This window comes from Methylobacterium adhaesivum (assembly GCF_022179065.1).
Lineage (GTDB): Bacteria > Pseudomonadota > Alphaproteobacteria > Rhizobiales > Beijerinckiaceae > Methylobacterium > Methylobacterium adhaesivum.
Genome location: NZ_BPQD01000003.1, coordinates 408,841 through 424,498, shown reverse-complemented (window position 1 = coordinate 424,498; position 15,658 = coordinate 408,841). Strand labels below are relative to the sequence as shown.

The window sequence follows — 15,658 nt, the reverse complement described above, 5'->3', positions numbered from 1 at the left end:
CGTAGTTTTCGAAAGTCGTGCGATGATCGCACCTCGAATAATCGAGGAGGCCATCATGGCGACCGAACAAAAACGCGGCAGTCGCGAAGCGAAGAAGCCGAAGAAGCCCGTGGTGAAGACCATTGCGGCGGCGGCCTCGACCAAGGACATGGTCAGCGCGGCGGTGAAGAACGCCAAGAAATAAGCCGAGACCGACGAACCAACCGGGCGACGAACGCCCGATACCTTCAGCCGAGCCGGCCGCCCCCGTCCTGCACGGTGCGGCCGGGGATCTCGGCGACGGGATCGGCCGGACCTCCGAGGTCGAGGAGCACGATCTCCGGCGGGACGCCGAAGCGCACCGGCACCCGGCTCACCCCGAAACCGCCCGAGACGATCATGTGGCGGTTCTGCAGGACCACGTGGCCGTAGGCGAAGCTGTTGCCTCGCCGGGACGGGATCACCGGCGAGTAGCCGAACAGGCGGACCTGGCCGCCATGCGTGTGGCCGGCGAGCGTCAGAGAGACCCGGTCGGGCACTTCGAGGAAGATGTCCGGCTCGTGCACCATGAGGAGCACCGGCGCCGCATCCGTCACCTGGGCCAGGGTGCCGGGCAGGTCATCGCGGCCCTCGTGGTTCCCGATCTTCACGAACGGCTCCTGATCGCCGATCCCAGCGATCCAGAACGGATGCCCGTCCTTCTCGAGACGCAGGGCCGCGTTCTCCATCACGGGAATGCCGCGATCCTCGAGGGTGCGCTGGGCCTCCGTCACGTCCCGTTCGCCCGCCTGCACGGCGAGGTCTTCCCACCAATCGTGGTTGCCCAGGATGGCGTGGACGCCCAGCGGCGCACGCAGGCCCTCGACCACGCGGGCGAATTCCCGCAGGGGCACCTTGCGGAAGGTGACGGCAGGCCCGGCCGGGTAATCGCCAAGCATCAGGATCAGGTCGGGCTTGAGCGCGTTCGTGGCGTCGACGATCTCGGCGATGCGGTCGAGGGGCATGAACGGCTCGCCGACGTGGAAATCCGCCAGGACGGCGACGCGCAGGCGAAGGCCCGGCGTCCAGCGCGGCAGCACCGGGCTGTAGTGGGTGACGACGAGGCGGAAGCGCGGTTCGATGACGACGGCGTAGGCGCCCGTCGAGAATCCCAGCGCCGCTCCGGCGCCGAGGCCGCCAAGGACTTGCCGGCGACTCGGCAGGATCAGCATCGGTGGGGCCCTCGGGTCGCGGATCGACGCCGGCTTCCTCGTCGTCAATCTTGACGAATTGACGACGCGGCGCCGCAGCGGTCGGTTCGGACGGGGCCGGCTCCGCGCGATCGAGACCGGTCGCGTTCGGACGCCGCCCACTCGATCACTTCGGATCGAGCGGGCGCGACGGACTCCCTCTCCTGAAAGGAGAGGGTTGGGGTGAGGTGTGGTCCATCTCCGGAAAAGGCACACACCTCATCCTGTCCCTCTCCTTTCAGGAGAGGGGACCCGCGTTTCACCGTGTCACCGAACGGATCAGCCGGAAACCGTAGCAGACGTCGTCTTTCAGACCTGGGGCGCGTCCTCGTGTTCGAAACGGGCGGCGATCCGGGCGGCCTTCGCCCGGGCGGCCATGGCCTTGCCCGCCACGGCCGAGACGAGGACCGCTGCAGCCAAGGCCGGCAGGGCAACGGGCCGGAAGCTTTCCGTCGAGCGTCCGGTGGTGGTGGAGCGACGGTCCAGGGCAGGGGCGGGGCTCTGGTTCTGATCGGGGGCGTACATGGAACGGGTGTCCTGCTGAAGGCTCTTTTCGCGGGCGCCGGGCGCTCGTCGCCCGGCTCGCCCGGCGCGCCGTTCGGGCACCTTTCGGTTCGACCCGGACACGCTCGAGCATCACAGCAACCATAAGGGTCGTGGCAACATGAACGGAGGATTAAGACTACTGGGCTGCCTGGAATAACGGCAGCCTTGTTTCTCATCACGAGTACCGCAGTTGACAAACTCGTGATTGATGGCGCGGCACCGCAACAAATCTCGCTGCAATGCGAATTCTACTTCGATTGATGCTTGCCTGCGGCGTCTCAGCCACGCGGGGCGGGGAGGGGCTCCAAGCCCTCCGAGGCGATCCAGGCTTGGGTCCGGTCCAGGGCGCGGGCGAGGCGGTCGAACAGGGTGTCGATCTCGTCGGGCGCGATGACGAGGGGCGGGCAGACCGCGACGCGGTCCCCGGCGAGGAAGCGCACGATCAACCCCTCGGCCTGCGCGAAGGCGACGCAGCGGGCGGCGACGCCGGCCTTCGGATCGTACTGGCGTTTGGTCTTCTTGCAGGCGACGATCTCAAGGCCGCCGATGAGGCCGAGCCCCCGTGCCTCGCCGACGATGGGGTGATCGGCCAGGGCCGACAGGCGGGCCTGGAAGTGCGGCGCCTTGCGGGCGACGCCCTCGACGATGCCGTCGCGACGGTAGATCGCGATGGTCTTCAGGGCCACCGCGCAGGCGACGGGGTGCCCCGAATAGGTGGTGCCGTGGCCGAACGTGCCGAGCTTGGCGCTCTGCGAGACCATGTAGCGGTAGAGCGGCTCGTCGATGGAGATGCCGCCGAGCGGCATGTAGCCCGAGGTCACCGCCTTGGCGAAGGACAGGCTGTCGGGCCGCATCCCAAGGGCCTCCGAGCCGAACCAGGTGCCCAGCCGTCCGAAGCCGCAGATCACCTCGTCGGCGATGAAGCGCACGTCGTGGCGCTCCAGCACCGCCTGGATCTTGGCGTAGTAGCCGGCCGGGGGCACGATGGCGCCGCCGGCGCCGAGCACCGGCTCGGCGACGAAGGCCGCGACGGTCTCCGGTCCCTCGCGCTGGATCAGGGCTTCGAGTTCGGCGGCGAGCCGCGTCGAGAACGCCTCCTCGGTCTCGCCCTCCTGTCCGAACCGGTAATGGTGCGGGCAGCCCGTGTGGAGGAAGCCCGGCAGGGGCAGATCCCAGTCGGCGTGGTTGGCGGGCAGCCCCGTCATCGAGGCGGTGGCCACCGTGACGCCGTGATAGCCCTTCACGTGGCAAACGATCTTCTTCTTCTTCGGGCGCCCGAGGGCGTTGTTGAGGTACCAGGTGAGCTTGACCTGGGTGTCGTTGGCCTCGGAACCCGACGAGGTGAAGAAGATCTTCGAGGTCGGGACCGGCATCAGCTCCTTGAGGGTCTCGGCGAGCTCGATGGCCGGGTCGTGGCTGCGCCCGGAGAACAGGTGCGTGAAGGGCAGGCGCGACATCTGCTCTTTGGCCGCCTCCACCAGCTCCTCGTTGGAATAGCCGAGCGCCGTGCACCACAGGCCCGCCATGCCCTCGAGGTAGGGGCGACCGTCGCTGTCGTAGACCCAGACGCCGTGGCCGCGCTCCAGCACGAGCCCCCCCGTCTCGCGGAACGTCGCGAGGTTGGTGTAGGGATGGATCAGGGTCTCGACGTCGCGGGCCGCCAGGTTCGAGAGCATCGGAACTCCGTTTCATGAAGCGGGCCGCACGCGGCGCCGGTCGGGCCGTCACACTAACGGCCCGATGCCGCCGCACAAACCCGTTCCGCGCCGCACCGGACCGTCCCCGTCATGCTCTCGCCCACCACCCTCGATCCCGCGAGCGTCGTCGCGACCCCGGCCCCCGGCCGGGCCTGCGGGTCGTGCACCCTGTGCTGCAAGGTCTACGATGTCCCCGCCGTCGAGAGCGCGGCCGGGCAATGGTGCCGGCACACGAAGCAGGGGAGGGGCTGCGCCATCCACGCGACGCGGCCCGACCATTGTCGCGCCTTTCACTGCCTCTGGATGACGGAGGCCTGGCTCGGCCCCGAATGGAAGCCCGACCGCGCCAAGATGGTGCTCAGCCTCGATCCGGTGTCGCGCCACATGAACGTGCAGGTCGATCCGGGCCAGCCCAACGCGTGGCGGCGCGAGCCGTATTACGGCCAGCTCAAGCGCTGGGCCGTGTCGTCGCTCGCCCAGAAACGCCACGTCCTCGTGCACCTCAACAAGATCACCACTGTGGTACTGCCCGACCGCGACGTGAATCTCGGGGTGTTCGCGCCCGGCGACCGGATGGTGGCGCGCGAGCGGATGACGCCGAACGGCCTCGTGGTCGAGGTCGAGAAGATCTCGGCGGCGGCCTGAGGATGGGACAGCGCCTCAGCGGCATCCTGTTCGACAAGGACGGGACGCTCATCGATTTCGACCGCACCTGGGGGCCGGCCGCCCATGCGGTGATGACAACCCTGGCGGACGGCGACCGCGCGCGGTTCGATGACCTCGTGCGGGTGAGCCACTACGTCGAGGCCGAGCGACGCTTCCTGCCGACTTCGCCGCTGCTGGCCGGGGCCTCGTCCGTCTACGGACCGCTCTGGGCGGCGGCGCTCGGCCGCCCCGCCGGGCCGGTGCTCTACGCCGAGATGGACCGCCTGTTCCGCGAGGCGGCGCTGCGCTCCCTCCACCCCATCGGCGCGCCGGCCGTTCTCGCCGCGAACCTTCGCGCGGCCGGCTATACACTCGGCATCGCCACCAACGACGCGGAAGCCTCGGCCCGCGCCCAGGCCGACCGCCTCGGCCTCTCGCCGCATCTCGGATTCGTCGCGGGCTACGATACCGGCCACGGCGCCAAGCCCGGACCCGGCATGGTCCTGGCCTTCGCCGAGCATGTCGGCGTCGCGCCGGGCCGCATCGCCCTCGTCGGCGACACGACTGCCGACACCGGCGCGGCACGCAGCGCCGGGGCCGTCGCCATCGTGGTCCTGAGCGGCCCCATGGGGACGGACGCTCGGGACGCCATGCGGCCCCACGCCGACCATCTCATCGACTCGATCCACGACCTGCCGGCGCTCCTGGCCGCCATCGACGGCTGAGGGATCCACCGCAGCGACCAGCCGAGGGACTGCAACCCATCGGGGATCGGGTCGCGGCGCCCCGCGCGCCCGATCGGGCAGGCGCCATCCTTCGGAAGGCCGCGTTTCGCCTCCCGGCCGAAAGCGACCGATCACGTTCTCGGCGTGTGGACCCACACCAGCACGCCGCGCCGTCGATTGACGTGTGAAAATTTCCCACAGATAGCGGTGCCGGAGTTCTTGCCCCGGAGCGTATCGATGTCGCCGTCACGAATACCGGGTGGTCTCCACCTCATCGCCCTCGCGCTGCTCTCGTCCACGACGGCCACCCACGCGGCCGAAATCGCCGTCGAAGGCAACCGCCGCGTGGAGGCGGATGTGATCCGTTCGATCGTGGCGAGTGCCCCCGACAGGCCCCGTCAGGCGCTCCTCGCCAGCGGATACTTCTCCGACGTGACGGTCGCGACGGAGGCGGGCCGGACGGTGATCCGGGTCCGCGAACGGGCATCGGTCAATCGCGTGGTCTTCGAGGGCAACAAGAAGGTCGAGACGGCGACGCTGAAGGCCGCCATCGTGACGCGCGATCACGCACCGCTCGATCCGGCGCAGGCCCAGGGCGATGTCGAGCGGATCCGCGCCCTCTACAAGCAGGCCGGGCGAGGCACGGCCAAGGTGACGTATCGCACCGTCGACCTGCCGAACGGCCGCCTCGACGTGATCTACGTCATCGAGGAAGGCGACAAGACCGGCATCAAGGCGATCAACTTCACCGGCAATCAGGCATACTCCGATTCGAAGCTGAAGGAGCTGATGTCCTCGTCGGAGATGAACTTCCTGTCGTTCATCAAGACCTCGGACGTCTACGATCCCGACCGGATCACCAACGATCTCGACCTCGTGCGGCGCTTCTACCTCAAGAACGGCTACGCCGACTTCCGCGTCGTGAAGGCCGATGCCCGCTACGTCGAGGCGGAAACCGATGCCGGCTGGGTCATCGACGTCATCGTCGAGGAAGGCCAGCAGTACAAGGTCGGCGCCGTCGCCATCGATTCGCGCTTGCCCGGCCTCGATGCCCGGGGCCTCGACGGCGAGGTCCGCGCCCAGGTCGGCGACGTCTACAACGCCGAGGATGTCGAACGGACCCTCAGCGGCGTCACCAATCAGGTCGCCCGCCAGGGTTATCCCTTCGCCCAGGTGCGCCCCACGGGACAGCGCGATCCGGCGACCCACACGGTCGCCCTCGGCTTCGTCGTCGAAGACGGGCCGCGCGTCTACGTCGAGCGCATCAACATCCGCGGCAACACCCGCACCCGCGACTACGTCATCCGCCGCGAACTCGATATCACCGAGGGCGATGCCTACAACCGCGTGCTCACGGACCGGGCCGAGCGCCGCCTGAACGGCCTCGGCTTCTTCAAGAAGGTCCGCTTCTCCAACGAGCCGGGTTCGGCCGCCGACCGGGTGATCATCAACATCGACGTCGAGGATCAGCCCACGGGTTCATTCTCGGTGGCCGGTGGCTACTCGACCCAGGACGGCATCATCGGCGAGGTCTCGGTCTCCGAGTCGAACTTCCTCGGCCGCGGCCAGTACGTCCGCGTCGCCGGAACCGCCGGCCAGTATACCCGCGGTGTCGATTTCTCGTTCACCGAGCCGTACTTCCTCGATGATCGCATGGCCGCCGGCTTCGACGTCTTCTACAAGTATTCCAATCAAGCCCGCTATTCGCGATACAACACGACGGTCTATGGCGGCCAGCTTCGCGTCGGCCTGCCCGTGACGGAAGAACTCGGGGTGACCTTCCGCTACTCGCTGTACAACACCGAGCTGAAGGTGCCCAACACCCTCAAGCAACCCTACGACGATTGCACCAACCCGATCAGCGGCTATACCACCGTCAACGCGAGCGGCAGCGCCGTCTACCCGACCTGCACGGCGGATGGCGAAGCCTCCATCGCCATCAAGTCGTCGCAGGGCTCGACCCTGACCTCGCTGATCGGCGCGACGCTGGCCTATTCCACGCTCGACAATCTGGCGGCGCCCAGGAACGGCTTCTACGCCGAACTGAAGCCCGACATCGCGGGCCTCGGCGGCGATTCCAACTTCTACCGGGTGACCGGCGAGGCACGCTACTACAGGGAATTCGCCGAGGACGTGGTCGGATTTCTCAAGTTTCAGGGCGGCCATATCGGCGCCACCGATGGCAACCCCCTGCGGATCACCGACCAGTTCTTTCTGGGTCCGTCCCTGGTCCGTGGCTTCGCGGTCAACGGCATCGGCCCGCGCGACGTGGGAACCTCGGATTCGCGCTCGAACGCACTCGGCGGCTCCACCTATTTCGGCGGCACCGCCGAGGTGCAGTTCCCCCTGCCGGGCATCCCGCGCGATCTCGGCCTGAAGGGGGCCCTGTTCTCCGATGCCGGCACCCTGTTCGGCTACAAGGGCAAGCGGACCTTCGACGTGAACGGCGACGGGATCATCAACGGCTACAGTCCGACGACGGGATGCAGCTACAGCGCCTCGACGGTCGGCGTGGAGCCCGAATGCGTGAACGTGCGCGACAAGATGACGATCCGCTCCTCGATCGGCGCCTCGATCCTCTGGAACTCGCCCTTGGGTCCGATCCGCTTCGACTACGCCTACGCCTTGACCAAGGACGAGGGCGTGCGGACCTACGCCACCGATGGCACCTATCTCGGGCGGGTCGGCAAGGACCAGACCCAATCCTTCCGGTTCTCGGGCGGGACGAAGTTCTGACTTCTGGACCGGGACGGCGGGCACGCCGCCCCTCTCGCAGCATCGGCCGATCCGGTCGGGCCCCTAAAGCGTCGGACCGGCGAAGACATCCGATCCGACGCTTTAAGTCTTTAATTTTGCATCAGATCATTCCGAAAAGTGGGTCCACTTTTCGGTCCGATGCCCTAGGGCGCGGCCTCGGCCGCATCGGCGCGGGCGACGTCGCGCCAGCGCAGAACCAACCCCTCGAAGGCCGCGATGTCGTCCGGGGCAAGGCGGCCCAGCGTCCGGGCGACATAGGCCTTCTGCGCCGCGATGCCTCGGGCGGCGAGGTCGGACCCGGCTACGGTGAGGTAAAGGGCGTGCGAGCGCCGGTCGCCCGGAATCGCCCGGCGCTCGACCCAGCCGGCCTCCACGAGGCGGTCGACGAGGCCCGAGACGTTGCCCTTGGTGACGTAGAGGCGGGCGGCGAGATCCTGCTGGGTCAGGCCCTCGCGCTCCGTCAGGGTCGAGAGCGCATCGAATTGCGGGATCGACAGGCCGAGGCCCCGCAGCTCGCCGGCCATGGCGGCGGTGACGCGGCGGTTGAGGCGGATGAAGCGGAACCAGACCCGGAGCGGGTCCGGGCCCTCGGTCTCCGGCAACGCCTCGGAACGGTCGGGGGCGGTCGCGCTCATGATCAGCCCGCTATAGCAGAACCGACCGCCAGCGGAAGCACGGGTGGCGCGCCGTGCCCGCGCCCGGTAAAGCTTGGGCGCCCGCCGGGTTCGTCCCGCAGGGCCGTGTGATGGGCAGCCCGCCCGACAGGGATCGTTCGCCAGCCCATGCGTCGTCTGCCCTTCGAAGATCCCGTCACCCGCGCCGGCCCGCTCGCCCGCACGGTGGCGTTCCTCGCACTCTTCGTCACCCTGTTCGCCGTGCTCCTCGTGCGCGATCCACGGGCGGAGGCCGGCCCCGCCCTGGTCACCCTCGGCGCCGGGCTCGGGCTGGCCCTGGTCGCCGTGGCGCTGGCGGTCTTCGCTTTCGTGCGGGTCTGGCGCGAGGGTGCGCGCGGTCTCGGCGCCGCGCTGACGGGCCTGTTCGTCGCCTGCGCGCTGCTGGCCTATCCGGCCTTCGTGGGCCTGCGCGCCCTGCGCCAGCCGGCGCTCACGGACATCTCCACCGATATCGACAACCCGCCGGCCTTCTCGCGCTCGCACGCCGCCTATGCCGCTCGGGACGGGCGCTATCCGCCCGAACCCGGCCCGGCGGCGCGGGCGGCCCAGCGCGCGGCCTATCCGCAGATCGCCCCCCTGACCCTCGACCTCGACGCCGACGTCGCCTTCGAGCTCGCCCGCAAGGCGGCGGTGAACCGGCGCTGGCAGATCGTCGAGGCGATCCGCCCCGGTGGCCGGATCGGCAACGGCCGGATCGAGGCGGTGTCGCGCGGTCTTCTCCTCAACCTCGCCGACGACGTCACCGTCCGGGTCCATCCGCGGGCCGACGGCGCCCGCATCGACGTGCGCTCGGCCTCGCGCCTCGGCGGCCACGATTTCGGCGCCAACGCCGACCGCATCCGGGCCTATCTCGACGAAGTCGCCAACCTCGCCATCGCGGTGAAGTAACGACGGGGGCCAAGACCCGGCCGCCTCGGCGTTTCGGCAATCCGCCTTCCGGCACGGACGAAAGTCGCGGCCGCTTCGTCGCGGTCGCGGCGCCCGCCCCCGCGCCGCCATGCGTTGAGATCGCGGCCCCGGCGGTCTATGCACCGAACCCATGAACCTCGAAGTGTCCGCAAGCCGATTCTCGGCTCCCCTCGTCACCAAGCTGCCCGGTTCCAGGCCGGCGGCGCCGTTCCTGCCCATGAGCCGCGCCGAGATGAACCGGCTCGGATGGGACGCCTGCGACATCGTCCTCGTCACGGGTGACGCCTATGTCGATCACCCGAGCTTCGGCATGGCCATCATCGGCCGGCTGCTCGAATCGCAAGGCTTCCGGGTCGGCATCATCGCGCAGCCCGACTGGCAGTCGGCGGAGCCGTTCAAGGCCCTGGGTAAGCCGACGCTGTTCTTCGGCGTCACCGGCGGCAACCTCGATTCCATGGTGAACCGCTACACGGCGGACCGGCGCCTGCGCAGCGACGACGCCTACACGGCGGGCGGGGAAGGCGGCGCCCGCCCGGACCGCTGCACCATCGTCTACACGCAGCGCTGCCGCGAGGCGTACAAGGACGTGCCGATCATCCTCGGCGGCATCGAGGCGTCCCTGCGTCGCATCGCCCACTACGATTACTGGTCCGACAAGGTGCGCCGCTCGATCCTGGCGGACGCGAAGGCCGATCTCCTCCTCTACGGCAATGCCGAGCGCGCCGTGGTCGAGGTGGCGAACCGGTTGGCGGCCGGCGAGGCGCCGCGCGACCTCGATTCCGTCCGGGGCGTCGCCCTGTTCCGCCGCGTGCCCGAGCATTACGTCGAGCTGCCCGCCGACGACCTCGATTCCGCCGACGAGGCCGCCGCCCGCAAGCCCGGCGACACCGTGATCCGGCTCCCCGCCTACGACGAGGTGAAGGACTGCAAGGAGGCCTATGCCCGCGCGAGCCGTGTGCTTCACCGGGAGGCCAACCCCGGCAACGCCCGCCCCCTCGTCCAGCGCCACGGCGACCGCGATTTGTGGCTGAACCCGCCGCCGATCCCGCTCTCCAGCGAGGAGATGGATGCGGTCTACGATCTGCCCTACGCTCGCGCGCCGCATCCCGCCTACGGCGATGCGAAGATTCCCGCCTGGGACATGATCAAGTTCTCGGTGACGATCATGCGCGGCTGCTTTGGCGGCTGCACCTTCTGCTCGATCACCGAGCATGAGGGCCGCGTCATCCAGAACCGCTCGGAAGAGTCGATCCTGCGCGAGATCGAGCTGATCCGCGACAAGACGCCGGGTTTTACGGGCGTGATCTCCGACGTCGGTGGCCCCACGGCCAACATGTACCGGATGGCCTGCAAGGACCCGAAGATCGAGTCCGCGTGCCGGTTGCCGTCCTGCGTGTTTCCCGACATCTGCCCGAACCTGAACACCTCGCACGACGACCTCATCCGGCTCTACCGCAAGGTCCGCGAGGTGGAGGGCGTCAAGAAGGTGATGGTCGCCTCCGGCGTGCGCTACGATCTGGCGGTGCGCAGCCCCGAATACGTCGAGGAACTCGTGACCCACCACGTCGGTGGCCGTCTCAAGATCGCGCCCGAGCACACCGAGCGCGGCCCCCTCGACCTGATGATGAAGCCGGGCATCGGCACCTACGACCGCTTCAAGGAGATGTTCGACGCCGCTGCGAAGAAGGCCGGCAAGAAATACTACCTGATCCCGTATTTCATCGCGGCGCATCCGGGCACGACGGACGAGGACATGATGAACCTCGCCATCTGGCTGAAGAAGAACGACTACCGCGCCGATCAGGTCCAGACGTTCCTGCCCTCGCCCATGGCGACGGCCACGACCATGTATCACACCGAGATCAACCCGTTGGAGGGCGTGCGGCGCGGCGGCAGCGAGCCAGTCGACGCGATCAAGGGGCTGCGGCAGCGCCGGCTGCACAAGGCGTTCCTGCGCTACCACGATCCCGAGAACTGGCCCGTCCTGCGCGAGGCGCTGCGGGCGATGGGCCGGGCGGATCTCATCGGGCCGAGGCCGGACCAGCTCGTGCCGGCCTCGCAGCCGCCGGGCACGGGGATGGGCAAGGGGCAAGGCCAGCCGCGCCCCATGCGCCATCCGGGCGCGCCGCGCTTCACCACGAAGGGCATCCCACTGAGGAAGTGACGATTTTCCGCGCCACTGGTCACCGGGTGGTTTGCGGGAGGCTTTCGAAGAGTCCGTGCCTCGAACCGGATGCTCCCCTCCAGCCAGACATCCCCCCTGGAACGCTGACGACCGGCCTTTCGTTGGTCACGCAGCAGCATCGGTGCAGCCAGGAACGGACCGAACATGGGCAAGTCTCAACGCGCCATTTTCCTCGGGGCGACGCTCCTCAGCTGTCTCGCGGGCAGCGCCGGGGCGACGGAGAACGCGGGCAGCGCCGCCAAGCCGCCGACACGGGGCGGCACGGACGCCGACAAGGCGACGGGAAGCGTCGGCGCCGGAGGGCTGACCGGCTCGGCCGCGACGAAGGAGGGCGCCCGTACCGGAACGCCCGAGTCGTCCCGCCCCGCGGGTTCCTCCGCCCCCGCTGCCGGGACCGCCCGCTAGGACCGGCGATCCCGCTGAAGTGATTCTTTATTGCGAGCGCCGGCCGAACGACACGGCGTAGGCCTGAACGCGCGCGTCGATGAGGGGATCGTCAGAGACCTCGATGCCGTCGGTGAGTGCGTTCGGCATGAACAGCAGCGGCTTTTCGGCCTCAGCGCTGTTCGGCACGGCCTTGCTCACGGTCAGGGTGCCGAGGTCGACGGTCTTGCGGCTCTCGGGCCACGGCTTCGTGGCGTCGTTGGTCGGGTCGCCCGCCTCGGCGAGTTGCGCTAGAACCCGGAATTTCGCCGGCTCCTTGGCGATGCGGGGGCCGATCTCATCCATCAGGAAGTTCGGATCCCGCTTGGCCGCCTCCTCGGCGGGCAGGATTTCCTCACCGTCGACGGGCACGAACTTGAACCGGAACGGCTGCCGCTTGCCGTCCTTGTCGACGAAGACGAAGGCGTTCACGCCGTTGTAGGTCTGCCGGGCGAGGCTCGAAGGCGTCTTGGCCGTCTTGCCGGCGGTGGCGGCGGCGGGGTGCGTGGCGACGAAGCGCTCCAGGGCGGTCGGCTTCTTCGCGTCCGGGCCGCTCTCGGACACCGCCTTGAGGAGGTCGCGGAACTCCTCGCCGGTGGCGACGGGGAAGTAGGCGAGGGCGTTCACGACGACATCCATCTCCGAGCCGTCGGTGAGCTTGAACTTGAGCGCCATGCCGTGCGGATTGGCATTGGCGGCGCCGTCCGCAATCGTCGGGACACCGGTCGCATCCGAGAAGCGGATGGTCACCGGGACAGCCGGCCCCTGGAACAGGGACGCCTTGCTGATCTTGGCCGCGTCGGCAGAGGGGGTGAAGCTGCCCTCGGCGACCACGCCTTTCGCGTGATTGGCCCGCTTGCCCGAGTGCTTGCCGAACAGGGTGTTCATCACGTCGATGGTCTGCTCGGCCGTCGAAGCGTCCTGCGCCATGGCTGGTACTCCCATGACGAGCGCCAGCGCGACGCCTGCGACCGCAGACTGCGCGTACCGTAAGACCGACATCTGTACCTCTCTGGGGAGTGATTGCGACACGTGCGATCGGCCGCCTGGGCGAAGTAGAATGCTTCCCATCGGAGACGAGGGCGGCCTGTTCGAGTTGGGCTCGATATGCTCGATCCGGTCAAGTCGTACTGGCCCGTCGCATCACCCGCGCGATAGCAGACTCCCCCAACACCCGCAGCGGGTCGAGGGCGGACAGTGCGGCGAAGTCCACTTCCTTGAGCCGCCGCATTCGAGCGGATCATCACGGATCATCTTGGAATCACCCTCGAACAGCCATTCGAAGCCTCGAGCCGATCGGGCTTCGATCTTAGGCCGGCGCGTAGCGTCCCTCCAAACGGGGTGGCCCGTCGGTGAGCACCAGACCGCGCTCCGCCAGATCCTCGAGATGGGCGAAGACCGAGAGGGCGGCGGCGCCGTGCAGCGCGGGGTTCAGGCCCTGATAGATCGCCGCCACGATGGCGCGGACATCGCGGTCGCCGGCCTCGACGCGGGCGCGGATCGCGGTCTCGCGCTGGCGCCGATGGGCGGCGAGCCCGCGCACGAACCGGCGCGGATCGCGCACCGGCCCGCCGTGGCCCGGCCAGTACACCGTCTCGCCGCGCTCGCGCAGCTTGTCGAGGGAGGCCATGTAGGCGCGCATGGAACCGTCCGGCGGGGCGACGATGCTCGTCGACCACGCCATGACGTGGTCGCCCGAGAACAGGGCCGCCTCCTCGGGCAAGGCGAAGGCGAGGTGGTTCATGGTGTGGCCCGGCGTCTCCACCGCCGCGAGGGTCCAGCCGTCGCCCTCCAGTGTGTCGCCCTCGCGCATGAGCCGGTCCGGAGCATGGGCGCGGTCGGCGCTGGCATCGAGATGGGCGAACTCGCCCTCCGCCAGGTCCCGCGCCGCCCGGTGCGGGCCGCAGCCGACGATGGGCGCCCCCGTCCGCGCCTGGAGCAGGCGCGCACCCGGCGAATGATCGCGATGGGTGTGGGTGACCACGATGGCGCCGACCCGCTCGCCCGGCATAGAGGCCAGGAGGGCATCGACGTGCCCGGCATCCTCCGGCCCGGGATCGATGACCGCCACGGTCCCTTCACCGACGATGTACGTGCAGGTGCCGCTCGCCGTGAAGGGACTGGCGTTGGCGCAGACGCGGCGGCGCACGAGGGGCGACACTTGCCGGGTCTCGCCGCTCCGGGGCAGGGCGCCGTCGAGTTCCGGACGGTCGGGGGGTTCGCTCATCGCGTTTCGCTCATCGAGTTTCGCTTATGGCGTTCGCTCTCGCGGCCCCGAGGGCAGGGCGGATCGGCCCCGCCCCTACGCCATCGCCGGGCAGGCGACAACGCCCAGCGAATGAAGCCTTTTATTTTCATTATAGCCGATACTATATCGTGGACACCGAAGCTGAAGCGCGGCGTCCGGGCCGCCGCATGGGGATCGTTCGAACCGATGGGCTATCAAGACAAAGCGTGGCGCTTCCACCGCGACACGCAGGAGCAGCCGAGCCTCGGTGCCCTGAACGGCAGCGTTCCGGTGCTGCAGACCGGCTCGTGGCTGCGGCGCCTCCTCGGCTTCCTCGGGCCGGGCTACATGATCTCGGTGGGCTACATGGACCCGGGCAACTGGGCCACCGACATCGCGGGTGGCGCCCAGTTCGGCTACACCCTGCTCTCGGTCATCCTGCTGTCGAACCTCATGGCCATCGTGCTGCAGGCGCTGTCCGCGCGGCTCGGCATCGCCACGGGCCGCGACCTCGCCCAGGCCTGCCGCGACCACTATTCGCGCCCCGTGGGCCTCGTGCTGTGGCTCGCCTGCGAGGCGGCGATCATCGCCTGCGACCTCGCCGAGGTCATCGGCACCGCCATCGCCCTCAAGCTGCTGTTCGGCCTGCCCCTCATCGTCGGGGCGACGATCACGGCTTTGGACGTCTTTCTCATCCTGCTGCTCATGCGCCGCGGGTTTCGCGCGCTGGAAGCCTTCGTCATCGCCCTGCTGGGGGTGATCTTCGTGTGCTTCGGCATCCAGATCGCCCTGGCGCACCCGCCGCTGCAGGCGGTGCTCGGCGGCTTCCTGCCGACGCCCGGAATCGTCACCGATCCGGCCGCCCTCTACATCGCCATCGGCATCATCGGCGCCACGGTGATGCCGCACAACCTCTACCTGCACTCCTCCATCGTGCAGACCCGCGCCTACCCGCGCACGGAGGTGGGTCGGCGCGAGGCCCTGCGCTTCGCGGTGACGGATTCCACCATCGCCCTGATGCTGGCGCTGTTCGTCAACGCCGCGATCCTCATCCTGGCGGCGTCGGTGTTCCACGCCAACGGCCGCACGGAGGTCCAGGAGATCGAGCAGGCCTACGAGCTGCTGTCGCCGCTGCTGGGGGCCGGCATCGCCTCGACCCTGTTCGCCGTGGCGCTCCTCGCCTCGGGCCTCAACTCCACCGTCACGGCGACCCTCGCGGGCCAGATCGTCATGGAGGGTTTCCTGCGCCTGCGCATCCCGGACTGGGCGCGCCGGCTCATCACGCGGGGCCTCGCCATCGTTCCGGTGGTGGGCGTGACGGCCCTCTACGGCGAGGCCGGCACGGCCCGGCTCCTCGTGCTGAGCCAAGTGGTTTTGTCGATGCAGCTGCCCTTCGCGGTGATCCCCCTGGTCCGGTTCGTCTCGGACCGATCCAAGATGGGTGCCCTCGTGATCCCGACGTGGCTGAAGATCCTGTCCTGGGCCATCGCGGCCCTTATCGTGGCGCTCAACGTGAAGCTCCTCGTCGACACCGTGACCGGCACCTGACCCGGCGGCGCGTCGCCTGAGGCGCGCCGCACCCGAATCTCCCCCGAGCCGACCACGCGGTCCCGGACACCGAACCGGGCGCCGAGGGCAAACTCGCGCCCAAAATATAGCCAT

The 15,658-nt window shown here is 68.9% G+C and carries 14 protein-coding genes; 8 read left to right on the top strand and 6 right to left on the bottom strand.

Features of this window, described 5'->3' with window-relative positions; translation table 11 throughout:
- Positions 1-55 precede the first annotated feature (55 nt).
- On the top strand, positions 56-184 hold the full coding sequence (locus MFF01_RS22030) for a hypothetical protein (protein WP_283207160.1): 129 nt from the start codon (positions 56-58) through the stop codon (positions 182-184).
- A gap of 43 nt (positions 185-227) precedes the next feature.
- Here MFF01_RS22030 and MFF01_RS05770 read toward each other — a convergent pair whose 3' ends face one another.
- The 3 genes from MFF01_RS05770 to MFF01_RS05760 form a co-directional block, all read right to left on the bottom strand.
- Complete coding sequence (locus tag MFF01_RS05770; RefSeq protein ID WP_238222850.1) at positions 228-1,190, bottom strand: metallophosphoesterase; 963 nt, start codon at positions 1,188-1,190, stop codon at positions 228-230.
- A gap of 327 nt (positions 1,191-1,517) precedes the next feature.
- Positions 1,518-1,733: a hypothetical protein gene (locus MFF01_RS05765; RefSeq protein ID WP_238222848.1), complete on the bottom strand. Its 216-nt coding sequence runs from the start codon at positions 1,731-1,733 to the stop codon at positions 1,518-1,520.
- 299 nt (positions 1,734-2,032) lie between these two features.
- Complete coding sequence (locus MFF01_RS05760) at positions 2,033-3,430, bottom strand: aminotransferase (protein ID WP_238222846.1); 1,398 nt, start codon at positions 3,428-3,430, stop codon at positions 2,033-2,035.
- A gap of 111 nt (positions 3,431-3,541) precedes the next feature.
- On the opposite strand from MFF01_RS05760, the gene MFF01_RS05755 reads away from it, so the two are divergent.
- From MFF01_RS05755 to bamA, 3 genes are all read left to right on the top strand, one after another.
- A complete protein-coding gene (locus MFF01_RS05755; RefSeq protein WP_238222844.1) occupies positions 3,542-4,096 on the top strand; it encodes a hypothetical protein in 555 nt (184 codons plus the stop codon).
- A gap of 2 nt (positions 4,097-4,098) precedes the next feature.
- On the top strand, positions 4,099-4,821 hold the full coding sequence (locus MFF01_RS05750) for an HAD family hydrolase (protein ID WP_238222842.1): 723 nt from the start codon (positions 4,099-4,101) through the stop codon (positions 4,819-4,821).
- A 237-nt stretch (positions 4,822-5,058) separates the two neighbouring features.
- Entirely contained in the window at positions 5,059-7,557 is a 2,499-nt protein-coding gene (gene bamA / locus MFF01_RS05745) for an outer membrane protein assembly factor BamA (protein ID WP_238222838.1), read from the top strand.
- 164 nt (positions 7,558-7,721) lie between these two features.
- Here bamA and MFF01_RS05740 read toward each other — a convergent pair whose 3' ends face one another.
- Positions 7,722-8,213, bottom strand: a complete 492-nt coding sequence (locus MFF01_RS05740; RefSeq protein WP_238222837.1) for a MarR family winged helix-turn-helix transcriptional regulator — start codon at positions 8,211-8,213, stop codon at positions 7,722-7,724.
- A gap of 147 nt (positions 8,214-8,360) precedes the next feature.
- Between MFF01_RS05740 and MFF01_RS05735 the strand changes: the two genes are divergently transcribed.
- From MFF01_RS05735 to MFF01_RS05725, 3 genes are all read left to right on the top strand, one after another.
- Positions 8,361-9,140 (top strand): DUF1499 domain-containing protein, encoded by a 780-nt coding sequence (locus tag MFF01_RS05735; protein WP_238222836.1) that lies wholly within the window; start codon positions 8,361-8,363, stop codon positions 9,138-9,140.
- A 238-nt stretch (positions 9,141-9,378) separates the two neighbouring features.
- Complete coding sequence (locus MFF01_RS05730) at positions 9,379-11,325, top strand: YgiQ family radical SAM protein (protein ID WP_373319655.1); 1,947 nt, start codon at positions 9,379-9,381, stop codon at positions 11,323-11,325.
- A 165-nt stretch (positions 11,326-11,490) separates the two neighbouring features.
- The gene (locus tag MFF01_RS05725) at positions 11,491-11,751 is read left to right on the top strand and encodes a hypothetical protein (protein ID WP_238222833.1); all 261 of its coding nucleotides are present in this window, start codon (positions 11,491-11,493) and stop codon (positions 11,749-11,751) included.
- Positions 11,752-11,778: 27 nt separating this feature from the next.
- Here the strand turns inward: MFF01_RS05725 and MFF01_RS05720 are convergent, their stop codons facing one another.
- Positions 11,779-12,771 (bottom strand): catalase family peroxidase, encoded by a 993-nt coding sequence (locus MFF01_RS05720; RefSeq protein ID WP_238222831.1) that lies wholly within the window; start codon positions 12,769-12,771, stop codon positions 11,779-11,781.
- Between the two features lie 307 nt (positions 12,772-13,078).
- Complete coding sequence (locus MFF01_RS05715) at positions 13,079-13,996, bottom strand: MBL fold metallo-hydrolase (protein WP_238222830.1); 918 nt, start codon at positions 13,994-13,996, stop codon at positions 13,079-13,081.
- Positions 13,997-14,203: 207 nt separating this feature from the next.
- Between MFF01_RS05715 and MFF01_RS05710 the strand changes: the two genes are divergently transcribed.
- A complete protein-coding gene (locus MFF01_RS05710; RefSeq protein ID WP_238222828.1) occupies positions 14,204-15,544 on the top strand; it encodes an Nramp family divalent metal transporter in 1,341 nt (446 codons plus the stop codon).
- Positions 15,545-15,658: the final 114 nt, after the last annotated feature.

What these genes read in the sequence shown, in the direction of transcription:
- bamA (WP_238222838.1), top strand. Translation starts at nt 5,059, where the DNA reads ATGTCGCCGTCACGAATACCGGGTGGTCTCCACCTCATCGCCCTCGCG.
- MFF01_RS05720 (WP_238222831.1), bottom strand. Translation starts at nt 12,771, where the DNA reads ATGTCGGTCTTACGGTACGCGCAGTCTGCGGTCGCAGGCGTCGCGCTG.
- MFF01_RS05710 (WP_238222828.1), top strand. Translation starts at nt 14,204, where the DNA reads ATGGGCTATCAAGACAAAGCGTGGCGCTTCCACCGCGACACGCAGGAG.
- MFF01_RS05750 (WP_238222842.1), top strand. Translation starts at nt 4,099, where the DNA reads ATGGGACAGCGCCTCAGCGGCATCCTGTTCGACAAGGACGGGACGCTC.
- MFF01_RS05730 (WP_373319655.1), top strand. Translation starts at nt 9,379, where the DNA reads ATGAGCCGCGCCGAGATGAACCGGCTCGGATGGGACGCCTGCGACATC.
- MFF01_RS05725 (WP_238222833.1), top strand. Translation starts at nt 11,491, where the DNA reads ATGGGCAAGTCTCAACGCGCCATTTTCCTCGGGGCGACGCTCCTCAGC.
- MFF01_RS22030 (WP_283207160.1), top strand. Translation starts at nt 56, where the DNA reads ATGGCGACCGAACAAAAACGCGGCAGTCGCGAAGCGAAGAAGCCGAAG.
- MFF01_RS05740 (WP_238222837.1), bottom strand. Translation starts at nt 8,213, where the DNA reads ATGAGCGCGACCGCCCCCGACCGTTCCGAGGCGTTGCCGGAGACCGAG.
- MFF01_RS05765 (WP_238222848.1), bottom strand. Translation starts at nt 1,733, where the DNA reads ATGTACGCCCCCGATCAGAACCAGAGCCCCGCCCCTGCCCTGGACCGT.
- MFF01_RS05755 (WP_238222844.1), top strand. Translation starts at nt 3,542, where the DNA reads ATGCTCTCGCCCACCACCCTCGATCCCGCGAGCGTCGTCGCGACCCCG.
- MFF01_RS05770 (WP_238222850.1), bottom strand. Translation starts at nt 1,190, where the DNA reads ATGCTGATCCTGCCGAGTCGCCGGCAAGTCCTTGGCGGCCTCGGCGCC.
- MFF01_RS05735 (WP_238222836.1), top strand. Translation starts at nt 8,361, where the DNA reads ATGCGTCGTCTGCCCTTCGAAGATCCCGTCACCCGCGCCGGCCCGCTC.
- MFF01_RS05760 (WP_238222846.1), bottom strand. Translation starts at nt 3,430, where the DNA reads ATGCTCTCGAACCTGGCGGCCCGCGACGTCGAGACCCTGATCCATCCC.
- MFF01_RS05715 (WP_238222830.1), bottom strand. Translation starts at nt 13,996, where the DNA reads ATGAGCGAACCCCCCGACCGTCCGGAACTCGACGGCGCCCTGCCCCGG.